General features: G+C 42.8%; 10 protein-coding genes and 1 tRNA gene. 6 read left to right on the top strand and 5 right to left on the bottom strand.

What is annotated here, in order from left to right; genetic code table 11:
* Positions 1 to 278 precede the first annotated feature (278 nt).
* From GK108_RS05050 to GK108_RS05035, 4 genes are all read left to right on the top strand, one after another.
* The gene (locus GK108_RS05050) at positions 279 to 2,087 is read left to right on the top strand and encodes an AIPR family protein (protein WP_163943685.1); all 1,809 of its coding nucleotides are present in this window, start codon (positions 279 to 281) and stop codon (positions 2,085 to 2,087) included.
* A complete protein-coding gene (locus GK108_RS05045) occupies positions 2,084 to 3,727 on the top strand; it encodes a site-specific DNA-methyltransferase (RefSeq protein ID WP_163943682.1) in 1,644 nt (547 codons plus the stop codon). Before GK108_RS05050 ends, GK108_RS05045 begins: the two co-directional genes overlap by 4 nt.
* A 5-nt stretch (positions 3,728 to 3,732) precedes the next feature.
* Positions 3,733 to 6,414: a DEAD/DEAH box helicase gene (locus GK108_RS05040; RefSeq protein ID WP_163943679.1), complete on the top strand. Its 2,682-nt coding sequence runs from the start codon at positions 3,733 to 3,735 to the stop codon at positions 6,412 to 6,414.
* Positions 6,415 to 6,569: 155 nt separating this feature from the next.
* A complete protein-coding gene (locus tag GK108_RS05035; RefSeq protein WP_163943676.1) occupies positions 6,570 to 7,616 on the top strand; it encodes a DUF3883 domain-containing protein in 1,047 nt (348 codons plus the stop codon).
* Between the two features lie 253 nt (positions 7,617 to 7,869).
* On the opposite strand, the gene GK108_RS05030 is transcribed toward GK108_RS05035, so the two are convergent.
* Positions 7,870 to 7,946, bottom strand: a tRNA-Asp gene (locus GK108_RS05030).
* Between the two features lie 262 nt (positions 7,947 to 8,208).
* Between GK108_RS05030 and GK108_RS05025 the strand changes: the two genes are divergently transcribed.
* Positions 8,209 to 8,748 carry a PAS domain-containing protein gene (locus tag GK108_RS05025; protein ID WP_163943674.1) on the top strand — a complete coding sequence of 180 codons (540 nt, stop codon included), beginning with the start codon at positions 8,209 to 8,211 and terminating at the stop codon, positions 8,746 to 8,748.
* Positions 8,749 to 8,854: 106 nt separating this feature from the next.
* Positions 8,855 to 9,838 carry an alpha/beta fold hydrolase gene (locus tag GK108_RS05020; RefSeq protein WP_163943671.1) on the top strand — a complete coding sequence of 328 codons (984 nt, stop codon included), beginning with the start codon at positions 8,855 to 8,857 and terminating at the stop codon, positions 9,836 to 9,838.
* Here the strand turns inward: GK108_RS05020 and GK108_RS05015 are convergent.
* From GK108_RS05015 to tsaD, 4 genes are all read right to left on the bottom strand, one after another.
* Positions 9,835 to 10,227 (bottom strand): VOC family protein, encoded by a 393-nt coding sequence (locus GK108_RS05015; protein ID WP_163943668.1) that lies wholly within the window; start codon positions 10,225 to 10,227, stop codon positions 9,835 to 9,837. The two genes, GK108_RS05020 and GK108_RS05015, sit on opposite strands and share 4 nt — an antisense overlap.
* 81 nt (positions 10,228 to 10,308) lie before the next feature.
* Positions 10,309 to 11,136, bottom strand: a complete 828-nt coding sequence (locus tag GK108_RS05010) for a UbiA prenyltransferase family protein (RefSeq protein WP_163943665.1) — start codon at positions 11,134 to 11,136, stop codon at positions 10,309 to 10,311.
* 68 nt (positions 11,137 to 11,204) lie between these two features.
* Complete coding sequence (locus GK108_RS05005) at positions 11,205 to 12,095, bottom strand: MOSC domain-containing protein (protein ID WP_212592713.1); 891 nt, start codon at positions 12,093 to 12,095, stop codon at positions 11,205 to 11,207.
* A gap of 11 nt (positions 12,096 to 12,106) precedes the next feature.
* Positions 12,107 to 13,126 (bottom strand): tRNA (adenosine(37)-N6)-threonylcarbamoyltransferase complex transferase subunit TsaD, encoded by a 1,020-nt coding sequence (gene tsaD, locus GK108_RS05000; RefSeq protein WP_163943661.1) that lies wholly within the window; start codon positions 13,124 to 13,126, stop codon positions 12,107 to 12,109.
* Positions 13,127 to 13,169: the final 43 nt, after the last annotated feature.

Here is a 13,169-nt window from a genome sequence, read left to right as displayed (position 1 = left end):
AGCCGGAGCAGGAACTTAATTCAGGTTCCTGCTCTTTTTACAGCCCTAGTCATTGTCATTCACTAAACAGTGATAGAAATTTTGGTAAGTTAACTGTGAAAAGAAAATTTGGTCAGGACTAAACTTTGCATGAGAAATTATTGATTTATAGCCTCGTACATTAAAGGCTAAATCTAAGCTTAAATAATTAATTGAGCTTGGCCAAAAAAGGGTAGATTTGAAGAGGAGATAGGTTAAGATTTAAACTTACTACACTCTATAAAAGGATACAAATTTTTATGAATAGCATTCAACCGCCTCATTATGAACTGCTTAAGGCAAGGCTTCAGAATGAGTTCATTCCGCACTTACCTGAACTTTTGCCTAATAGTAAATCCCCTGAACAGCAAGTTCTTAAGAATCTATCGCGTGCCTTTAGCGCGTTTGTATTAAATCAGCTTAACAACATTTCACCAGCAGCAGCATCTGGTGCGGTTGTCGATGATTTTGATGACAAGGGTATTGACGCTATTTACTATAATATAAGTGCTAAAACTCTATATCTAATACAAACCAAGTTCAAGCAGTCAGAAAAGTTCAAGGAAGAAGATTCATTGAAATTCTGCCGGGGTGTCCGGGATTTAATAAAACCAGACTTAACTAACTTCAATGAACACGTTCAAAGAAGGCAAACTGAAATTTATGAGGCAGTTGAAAAGTGTACTCAAATACAATTAGTTGTTGCTCATATAGGTAATGGGATCAGCGACCGTGCGAAATTGGCAATCAATGAGCTTTTAAAGGATGATACACACGGAGAACAAGAGCGCTTTTGTAGTGAGTTCGTTGACTATAATAGCCAATGTGTAATACACAATTTGTTTGAGTCAGAAGCTCCTATAAAAATTGATGAGGGGTTGTATATTTATAAACATTCGAGTATATCTAAGCCGAGAGTCACCCATTTTGGCCTTATTTCGCTAGTGGATCTTGCCGAATTGCATAGAAAATACGGGCTTGATTTGTATGAGAAAAATATTAGGACGTTCCTTGGAAGCAAAACAGGTGTTAATTCAGCAATTCGTCGGACACTGGCCACTGAACCAGCTAACTTTGTTTATTTGAATAATGGTGTAACGGCCTTATTTCATTCTGTTGAACAAGGCGGGAACAGACTTGATGGGTATAAACTATTCACTTTCAGTGGAATATCTATTATAAATGGCGCTCAGACAATTGCCTCTGCTGCTCGACATGAAGTAGAATGTCCTGCTGATGACATTTCCTCTGCTGTTGTCGCTATAACGTTGATTCAGGTTTCGCCGGATGAGGATTTCGGCAAAGCTGTAACCCAAGCACGCAACTACCAAAACCAAGTATCGGCCTATAATTTTGCAGCGTTGGATGATGAACAAGAGCGTTTACGACGGGATTTGTCCCATTTGAAAATTTATTATGCTTATAAAGAAGGGAATATAGGTTTAAGAAAGTACGATCCTGATACAATTAGCCTTGAGGAAGCGTCTCATGCTCTTGCTCTTTTTCATGATGATCCTCGATTCGCCATTTGGTTGAAACGTGACCCTGTAGAGTTGAGAACTTTTGGATCTGCTCAGTACAAGTTGTTGTTTTCATCAGCGTTAACGGCGCAACAAATTGTCAATTCCGTTCGTTTCCATCGTTTGATTCAAGAGCGATTAGACAGTGTTGTAAAATCGACAGCGAATCAAGAAAGAGCCGTTTATTTGCATGGGGGGTATTTATTAAGTTGGGTACTGGCTCATCGGATTTATAAGGCGCAACAGGGGGCTACTCTAGTTGATATAACCAATTGGGAAACGATATTGAGTGTGCCTTTCGATCAGTTAAGATTGCTATTGTGGGAGGAAACTCAGCCTTTAATCGGTGAAAAGGGTCCACTTGCAATTTTTAGGAGTCAAACGGATACTATTCCTCTTTTAGAAAAAGTGCTTATTAAAAACTATGGATTGACAGATGACCCCGTTTTACAGTTTAAACGGCAACAGCAGAATCCAGAACAACCTTATCCTGTTGACCTCTTTGCATATATACTCTCAAAGGCTCCGCAGATTAGTAATTTGACATGAGTAAACATCAACGACTTGAACTTACGTGGGTAGGCAAAGAGAACCGCCCCAAACTCGAACCCCGAATCCTGCTTGAAGATCCGGCATTATCGTATCATGCCAAACATCGGATAACAGATAATGATCTATTTGATAATCAATTAATACAAGGTGACAATTTATTGGCTTTAAAAGCCCTCGAGTCTGAATTTACGGGTAAAATAAAATGCGTATTTATAGATCCCCCATATAATACAGGCAGCGCATTTACACATTATGATGACGGCGTAGAACATTCTCTATGGCTTTCCTTAATGCGTGATCGATTAGAAATTATTCGACGATTATTAGCAGAAGATGGCTCATTATGGATCACGATTGACGATAACGAGGCACATTATTTAAAAGTGCTTCTAGATGAAGTTTTCGGGAGACGCAATTTCGTTACAAACTTTATCTGGCGAAAAGTTGATAGCCCGAACGATAACAAAGTATCCATTACGCCAGACCATGAGTTTATCCTTTGTTATGCCACAGACATCGCCAAACTACGCTTCAAGAGAAAGAGCGACCCTCAAATCGCTTTGGCATACGGTAGTGTAGACGAAAATGGAGTAAGGTATAGGGACAGGCTGTTAAAGAAGAATGGGAGAAACAGCCTTAGAGAAGATAGGCCCTCTATGTATTTTGCGATAAAAAATCCTGACGGCGAAGACACGTTCCCTATACATGATGACGGCCGCCAAGCATGTTGGGCAGCTGGGAAAAATTTTGTTTTTAAGTTAATTGAGGAAAATAAAATAGTTTGGAAAAAGCGGACACTGCTAGGGAAAATGACTTGGGTTCCCTACACTCGGGAGTATGCACCCAAAAATCCAGAACGCCCCTACCCAACAATCTGGAATGATTTAACAACCATGAGACAAGCGAAAGCACACCAGAAAAATTTCTTACCAGAAGTTGCTGCATTTGATACTCCCAAGCCAGAAGAACTAGTTTCAAGGGTTATAGAGATTGCGACAAATCCTGGAGATCTTATTCTAGACTCCTTTGCTGGTTCAGGCACAACTGGTGCAGTGGCGCAAAAAATGGGTCGTAAATGGATTATGGTTGAGCTAGGTGAACATGCTAAAACTCACATTATTCCCCGCTTAAAGAAGGTTATTGATGGAGATGATACTGGCGGTGTTACGGAGATAGTTGGCTGGAAAGGTGGAGGTGGGTTCCGATTTTATAGACTTGCTCCTTCATTACTAGAACAGGACCGTTGGGGAAATTGGATAATCAATAAATCCTATAATGCTGAAATGTTGACCGAAGCTTTATGCAAATTAGAGGGTTTTACTTATGCTCCAAGCGAAACAGTATATTGGAAACATGGCTACTCAACAGAGCGAGATTTTGTATACGTAACTACGTCCACTTTGACACATGAACAGCTTCAACAGCTTTCTGAAGAAGTGGGCGAAGAGCAAACTCTATTAGTGCTCTGCCCTGCTTTTAAAGGTGCAGGTGAGTACAATAATCTTACAGTAAAAAAGATTCCAAAGCACGTTTTAAATCGTTGCGAATGGGGACATGATGATTATAGCCTTCGCATTGAAAACCTTCCTCAAATGCCTGTACCAGAAGGGCATCAACACACCTTATTTGCTGAATAATTTCCATGAACCGATACGTTAATGACATTGCCGGTCGGCTAAGTTTACGACAGCCTCAACGTCGCTCCTTAGAATTGCTCGATAAGATTACGGAACTTATTCCTCCAAAAAGAACAACAGATGTAGCGCTCGCTCTTAACATTCTTAAGAGCGAGTTTCCAACAATTACAGATTTTGAGCGTGAGTTTCCATCCGTTTGCTTTTCATTGGCTACAGGTGTAGGCAAGACTCGCCTAATGGGCGCATTTATTGCCTATCTCCATCTGGCACATGGCATAAATAATTTTTTTGTATTGGCTCCTAACCTGACTATATATGATAAACTAATCACTGACTTTACCCCTAATACGCCTAAATACGTTTTCAAAGGTATTGCCCAATTCTCTACTGCTCCACCCGAAATTATTACAGGTGAAACCTATAATCAGCGAGTTGGTAGTTTATTCGATGACTTGCTTCGTTGTAAAATCAACGTTTTTAATATTTCTAAAATTAACGCAGAAATTCGTGGAGGTAAGGCTCCTAAAATTAAGCAGCTTTCCGAGTATATTGGCCAGAGTTACTTTTCATATCTGGCTAACCTGCCTGACTTAGTATTGTTAATGGACGAATCTCATCGCTATAGAGCTAGTGCGGGTGTTCGGTCAATAAATGAACTAAAGCCTGTTCTTGGCTTAGAGCTTACAGCTACCCCATTCATGGAAACAAACAAGGGGAGTAACTTTTTTAAAAATATAATTTATGATTATCCGCTTGCTAATGCTATGGCTGATAGTCTTGTGAAAGAACCTGCTGTCGTTACCCGAAAAGATTTCAATCCAGAAGGAATGTCTCCCGAGGCTATCGAAGAAATGAAATTGCAGGATGGAGTTCGCTTACACGAAAGCGTGAAAGTTGATCTTGAAACCTATGCTCGAGAAACAGGTAGTCAGATTGTCAAGCCTTTCCTGCTAGTAATTGCCCGCGATACGACACATGCTGGAATGTTACTGCGAACTATACAATCGGCTAACTTTTTTGAAGGACGATACTATGATAAAGTTATTCAGGTAGATTCCAGTACTAAAGAAGAAGAGGTGATTGAACGCCTTCTTAGGGTTGAACATACAGATGAGCCTACCGAAATAGTCATTCATGTAAACATGCTTAAAGAAGGGTGGGATGTAACGAACCTTTATACAATTGTTCCGTTACGGGCAGCGAACCCCCGTGTCATGATTGAACAATCAATCGGTCGTGGATTGCGACTCCCTTATGGAAAGCGAACCGGTGTAGCATCTGTTGATCGACTTAATATAATAGCTCACGATAGGTTTCAGGAAATCATTGATGAGGCCAGAAAACCAGGTTCTCCGATTCGTATAAAACTTCTGGAACTTGACTCAGAACAGCTTACTCAGAAAACGAAAATAATTGTGTCACAATCACAATTAGCTAATCGACTAGGCCTAAAACCTACTCAACTAACGGAGAATACACAATTGTCTGGTCAAGATACAATTCCTTTTTTTAGAAAACCTGAAGAGCAACAAATAGCGCACATTGCTTACAGAGTGATTCGTACTTATGAAAACCAGCCAACAGCTGTTCCCACTCTAAGGCATTTACAAGACCCTGAAATTCAAGCCGCTATTACTCGTGTTGTCGAAGAACAATTACCTTCTATTCAATTAGAAATATCATTTGAAAATTCAAAGCCAAGTGTAAGTGATGTTGTTGCCCAGACAATACAGGCAGTTACCCAACAGAGTATAGATATACCTTCAATCTTAGTTGTACCCAAAGGTGAAGTCCAGACAGGGTTTCATTCCTTTAATCTTGACTTGAAAAGTTTAAATTATCAGCCGTTATCTAATGATTTATGGATTCAGCATTTACGAACAAATAAACTGGAAACAATATCATTAGCTGATAGTAGCTACACCGAAACACGTTTAGAAAACTATATAGTTGACACCCTTACAGAATTTGACGACGTAAATTATGAAGAGCAAGCAGATTTGCTATATGAACTTGCTAATCAAACCGTTCTACATTTTCAGAGCTATTTAGATGATGAAAGCGTATACCGAGTTTTATACGTCAATAAGAAGCAAATAGGTCAATTCATCCACGCCCAAATGCTTAAACATGCTTGGATTAAGTCAGATACAGGTTACGAAGTAAAGATTAGTAAAGGTTTTACTGAGTTAAAGCCTAGTTCTTATAAAGCATTTGTTAACGAGCCATTAATGGATTACAAGATATCGCCATCCGACAAAAGTAATATGGCGAAGTACATATTCACTGGCTTTAATAAGTGCTTATATCCTTTGCAAAAGTTTGATTCTGATTCGGAAAGAGTACTCGCAATTATTCTTGAACGTGATTCTCTTAGGTGGTTTAAGCCTGCTAAAGGACAGTTCCAAATTACATATAGAAACGGGAGCGAAATTGCGGAATATCAGCCGGACTTTGTAGCCGAGACAAATGATGTTATCTACATGCTAGAGCCCAAAAAAAGAAGCGAACTGGATGATACTCTCGTGGTTGCTAAGAAAGAAGCAGCAGAAGAGTGGTGCAAGAACGCTACTAACTATGCTTTACGGAATGCTGGGAAGCCTTGGAAATACATACTTGTTCCCCACGACGCTATTGCAGAAAACAAAACTCTAACCGGCTTAGCAAATCAGTTTGGGAGATTATAAAACCTATCAATTAGGAGCTGATTTGAGGAGGCTTTTACGAATATATCCATCCATTCTAACTTAAAGGATTGATGCTTATATCCCTTAATAATGCGGAGCTAAATTGCTTACAGCAAGCCAGTAAGTAAAACCATCTACAAACTCTAGGACATTATATGGAATTCTTCGAGAAAGAAGATATCATTAAACTTAGCGAAAGGGCTGGAGAAGCATACAATGCAAGTAACAAAGAGCATAAAAGCTTTAATGAACGTTATGTAAGTTACTTACATGAGCAGACTAAGTACTGGGGACATAAAGTTGCTCAATGTTTAATAGGATATATCCCCAAGACAAGCAACTATTTAGCATTTAATGGAGTTGCCAGATTTCCCTCTTACACTTGGGCCAGAATCGTTTCCAGAGAAGCTGACAAGTTAGGGGTTTATTTTACGGTTGGGGTAGATACTGGTCAAAAAGCACTAATCTATAAATTAGATTATGAACGGACAGAGAACACCCGTGGAAATAAAAGAAGGCTAACTATTGACCAGCAAAGAATGTGTGAAGCATATCTAAGTGCAAATCATGTACCTTGGCAATATATCTACATTGATCAGCTTGATGGTCTAGGATGGGACAAATTGATTCAACGGACAGTCGACTTTATTAATAAATATTCAGCAGACTACACCAATTTATTAAATACCATTTGGAATATCCGTGAGCCAGTAAGGGGGGGAGAATTGATACAAGAAGAACCGCCAAAACCTGTTAAAGCAAAGCCAAAACATTTATTAAGTACATCCAACAAAGCTCCTGATTATGATTCCTTGAATCGAACACTCAAGGCAATTGGGAATGCAGGAGAGAAGCTTGTATTAGAATTTGAGTTGAAACGACTCATTTCTGAAGGGCGAGAAGACTTAGCTAAATTTGTTCGCCAACAACCAGATGGTGAGGGATACGATATTCTATCATTTACTAAAGATGGAACTGAAAAATATATTGAGGTTAAGACCACTGTGAGTAATGATAAAAATCAACCATTTCCTATTTCCAGTCGAGAAGTTGAATTTGTACTAAGTCACCAGAAAAGCGCCTTTATCTATCGTTTATACAAATTATCTCTTTCCGAAAAAACAGCCAAATTCTTTATACTAACTGGGGAGGAATTCAGCAGTAAGGACTTACTACCAATAACTTTTCGAGTTCTAATCTAGAAGAACCACTCTTAAGTATACACTAAACAAACAAACGCACAATTAAGTGCGAGGGCAAATCTATCAACGCACTTTCTTTGTATTAACTTACCCTACCTACCTTAAGGGTATTATTATAATTCAACTCTAAACTTTAGAGCGGATATTTTGGTGTTATAGAAAAGAAGTATATGCCTGAAAGTTTTACTTATGTTTTACCTGTAAAAAAGATAAGCCTCTAACTTGTTGAAAGCTAGAGGCTTATACTATTTGTTGGCGGTCCGGACGGGGCTCGAACCCGCGACCCCCTGCGTGACAGGCAGGTATTCTAACCAACTGAACTACCGAACCATTCTGATTAGTGGTGGCTGATAAGCTAGCCGTTTCCCTTAATCGTGGCACAAAAGTAGAAGGTTTTACCATTACACACAAGAGAAGAAATAAAAAAAATTTAACCTAAACCTTCTTTTATGAGTTGACTAATTGGCTATCAGCCATTTTAGCATCAAAAAAAAATTCACTCAGGGCAATTAACGGACGCCAATTATGGCTCGATTAGGTTTTACTATGATCTGGCGTTACCTTTCAAATTAAACGTTTCTCATTTGACACTATGCTTATCTCAGAATCATACGCAGAAATGGTCGGCCAGGCATACAATCGATCTCAACGAGAAGGGAAGCGTTCATATCCTGCTGCCTGCTTTGAACTTTCCCTCCTCGCTCATGCCCAGGCACAGTATCGCCGTAAAGAAATTGAGTTACTTCATCAACTTGGTGAACAGTTTCATTGGCTAATGCCCCGTCGTCAACGGAATGGGTATACTCAAAAACTAATGGCAGGAGCCACGCTAGTGTTGACCGATGCCACTAAAACCATTCTTTGGACCAGCCAGAACTTCCTGGCCATGACAGGCTATTCTCCCAAAGAAGCGATTGGCAAAACGCCCAAAATCCTTCAGGGGCCAGATACGGACCCAGCCACGCTACGTCGGATGCGGGAAACACTGCAACAGGCAAATTCCGTAAAAGCAGATTTGCTCAACTATCGCAAAGGCGGAGAACCATACATCTGCCGATTGCAGATTGACCCCATCTATGATTATGATGGCAATCTGACTCATTTTCTGGCTATTGAGCATGAAATAACCTAGCGTTTGCCCAGTTCAGGGCCATTTGCGGCAACCGTTCAGAAAGCTTTCAGAGCTTTTGTAAACCTTTGGCCGCTGATTTGCGGTTATAGTTCCACACGGCACGCATATGAAACGGTTCTTGCTTGTACTTCGATGGAGTTTACTGGTTATTTTGTTCCTGGCAATCGGAACCTTAGTAACCGCCTGGTTTATTGATTCCCGTCAAACTAATGAGGATTTACTAGCCGAGTTCCGTCATCAACGTATACGTCCTGCTGTCCATCATTATCAAATCAAAGACGGCAATGAACCTCCCCGCACGATTCGGTTTATGGAAACCCCGGCCCTACCCGGTGATTCAGCATTACCTGTCGTTTTATTTGTGCATGGTGCCCCCAGCTCGCTGTCGTTTTTCAACGAGTTTTTTAAGGATACGAACCTGCTTAAACGCGCCCAGTTAGTAGCTGTAGACCGGCCAGGCTATGGATATTCAGATTATGGACGCGTTGAGACATCGATTGTTCGGCAAGCCGAGTTTTTACAACCGCTGATTGATCGGTACGCCAGCGCACCTTACCTAATGGTGGTAGGCTCCTCGTATGGCGGCTCTGTATCGGCAAGATTAGCGATGAACAACCCAGAAGCGGTCAATCACGTTGTTTTTGTCTCGTCGGCCCTGGGGCCGGGGCTGGAACGCACCTACCCCATCAGCCATTGGGTTGACACGCCTTTACTACGTTGGGGAATTCCGCCCTTGCTCCGGTTAGCTAATGACGAAAAATTAGCGCACCGGAAAGCCCTGGAAGCTATACTGCCAGATTGGCCCAAGATAAAGGCTAACATTACCATGCTTCATGGCCAACGCGATGAGTTAGTGTATCCAACCAACGTATCGTTTGCCCAACAACATCTGATCAATGCGCGGGTGAAGCAATTCCTTCTACCTGAAAACCGTCATGATATTGTCTTTAACAAGCGAGAATACATGACCCAGATTCTGCTCGATATTCTGGACAAACTGCCCAAAAACGAAGAAGCGAAACCGAAACAAATGGTGATGAAAGGCAAAGCTGTAGCCAGCAGATTATATTCTTCCGTTATGGTTCGCTAACTGGTTATTTCAATACGATTCTGTTCAGGGTCCAGTACAACGCTCTCGTAATAGCCATCCCCCGTCCGGCGTGGCTCTCCCACAATAGTGTACCCCGCACTACGTAGTTGTTCCGTTAACGTATCAACGGCGACTTCACTACCAACAGAGACTGCGAAATGAATGAGTCCTGAAAATTGGGCCACGGGGTCGTTGGCCGTATCGGGGATTCCGGGCCTATGCATAATCTCAAGGCGTGCCCCACCACCGGGAAAGGTTAAGAAATAAGATGAGAAGTTCTTAGTCGTGTTAACGTATTTATCGTTAGCCACCGCTCCGAAATAGTTCTCGTAAAAATGCCGCATCGTTTCCAGATCGCGAACCCACAAGGCTAGATGTTCAATATGCATGACGCAAATATCCGCAATCAGTAGAGGAAGATGCTACGTCCCCATTATCCGAAACTATTGCTGTATAGCCACATAGGCCCCTTATAGCACCAGGGCAGGAAACCAGAAAACGGCGTCGCCCAGCCAGCGGTAGCGCTCGTGTTTAAGAAAGTAGGCCGGATATCGTTGAATCCCGTACAGCGTCAAACTCATGATAGCCAGCATAATAGCCGATCGCTGAGCAAACCGATCTTCCGTTAAAAAGCAGAGCGTTAACCCCGTAGCAATTACCAGAAACGTAAGCCAGCGAAGAACCGTATCGCTACGTTCCAGGCCCAGCTCAGTGGCTAATGAAAAGGCTGGGCGCTGCGGTTGCTCCCGATTTTCCATCACAGCAAATAATAGCAGGTTTTGGAAAGCAATGCCCAAAAACATGAAAAACTGAGCGATTTCAATTCCATTGGTTTCCGGCCGCTGCACCCAAACGCTCCCCCATACCCCAACCGAATATAAGATGGCGACCAGTGGTTCTTTCAGCAAAAGGGCAGGATGTCGTTCGGGAAGACGATAGACGGCTGCTACGTATGCTGCACACACTCCTCCCAGAACAATACCAAATTTGACAACGCTTTTCGGCAGAAAAAAAGCTAGCACTATGCCTAGAACAGCTGCGCCCAGTAGTACCCGCCAAAGCAAAGGCTCATAGTGCTGATGAAATTGGTGCCGGGGCGTTTGCGTATATCCAGACTTCTGGATATCCAGTAATCGATCGAGCGTGTAAATAATAAATACCGCCACGGCCAGTACAACCGGCGTAGCCCAATGAACAGGCGTTACGTCCGATAACCGAGCTGCCATCTTATTGGACAACACGGCGCCGAAAACAACCGGTAAACTTAAGTAATAGGCGTTGCGTAAAGGTGTAATCAAAGGACTTGATCAATTAACTGTAGGCATAAACTCACAATAGTCACTTAGGTTTCGCAGCCGATACGAAATCAGTCAGCAAATTCAGGCGGAGCCAGCCAGGGTTCCTGCCGATTAACAATCTCGATGGACTGTCCGACCGAAATTGTGCCTAGCACAGCCTGATCAGTTGATGCCCCCAGCACATTCTGTCCGAACAAAATTTTCTTGTTCCACGTCCGGTACGTAGCCAATGTACGAAGCGGCTCTTTCCCTTTCTGGGCCGTTTCGGGGTCAATGGTTGTCAGCACACAGCGGGCGCAGGGTTTTACCCCGTAAAAATCGATGTTGTTGATGTTGAACTGTTGCCAGCTATCTTCCTCGTATGGCCGACTGCCCTCCACCACAATATTGGGCCGAAACCGACGCATCTCGAGCGGTTTTACCGATTCGTCATCCGTAGAGGAGACTCGGCGATTTAGTTCATCCAGTGATGCCTGGCCAATCAGCAGGTACGGATAGCCATCCGCAAAACTGACGGCATCGTTGTTTCGGGCGTATTTGGCATCAACTTCCCGATACGTAGCGTCCGGCATATAGACTAACCGACAAGGCATATCGAGTACCTGCGAGAACCATTGGTCGGCTTCAGCACTGAACGTAATAGCCGGAACTCCATGACTATCCCAGATATCAACCGCTATTGTTTCATAATCACCATCGCTTTCCGGCACGGTTAAAGGTAGCTCCAGCGTATCGTTGGGCTGATAGCGATGCCAGACACGTAACGTCGTGCCGTCGATAGCTACGTCGAGCAATGCCATTTGTGGGGTTGCTCGCTGCGTAATAAACTGGCCATCGGGCGTCACGAGCATAAACCGTCGATCGTACCGTAGTCCTTTCGGTTCCACGACCGCTTCGGATACAGCGATACCGCTAAGCGATTTGATTGGATAGATATAAAGCCCTAAAATAGTGATCATAATCGAGTCAGTTAAAAACTCATTCGTGGTAGCGGACTAACCGTTTGCGCCGTAAAATCGCCCTGTTCGTATTTAAACTGAGCAGCTATGGCAATCATAGCCGCATTATCGGTACAATAATCAAATGGGGGGATGTAGACATTCCACTGTTGCTCGTCGCCCAGTTTAGTCAAAGCGGCACGAAGGCCACTGTTGGCCGATACGCCCCCGGCTATGGCAATTTCCCGAATGCCGGTTTCGCGGACAGCCCGCTTAAGCTTCGTCAGCAGCATCTGCACTAACGTGTACTGGATGCTGGCACAAATATCCGGGAGATTTTGCGCAATAAAATCAGGATTAGCCTTTACGTTATCCCGGAGAAAATACAGAATAGCCGTTTTAATACCGCTGAATGAAAAGTCCAGGCCCGGCATCTCTCCCATCGGAAATTTATACGCCAGTGGATTTCCTGTTTTGGCGTACTTATCAATCAACGGTCCACCTGGGTAGGGCAGGTTAAGCAACTTGGCCGATTTGTCGAAAGCCTCGCCCACGGCATCGTCCTGTGTTTGTCCGATCACATCCATATCGAGCGGACCGTTGACCCGCACCAGCTGCGTATGGCCTCCACTGACGGTCAGACACAGAAAGGGAAAAGCAGGTTTGGGACGTAACGCTACGTCACCATCAGCATCAATAAAATGAGCCAGAATATGCGCCTGCATATGATTAACCTCAATCAGAGGAATATTCAGACCCAGTGCTAACGCTTTCGCAAAAGAAGCACCCACGAGCAAAGAACCCAGCAAACCAGGACCTCGGGTGAACGCAATGGCCGACAGATCGGTTTTGGCTATATTTGCATCGTTTAAGGCACGTTCAACAACGGGTAGAATGTGCTGCTGATGAGCGCGGGAGGCAAGTTCAGGAACAACACCTCCATATTGTTCATGAATTAACTGCGCAGCAATAACATTTGATTTAAGCAGACCGTTGGCTAAAACAGCCGCCGATGTTTCGTCGCAGGAAGATTCAATAGCTAAAATATTCACCGTACAAAACTAATAGATAATGATTCTTGTAGAATATATAATG

The sequence above is a fragment of the Spirosoma terrae genome (genome assembly GCF_010435915.1).
Classification (GTDB): domain Bacteria; phylum Bacteroidota; class Bacteroidia; order Cytophagales; family Spirosomataceae; genus Spirosoma; species Spirosoma terrae.
The sequence above is the reverse complement of the archived record's forward strand: the minus strand, read 5'-3'. Positions and strand labels throughout refer to the sequence as shown.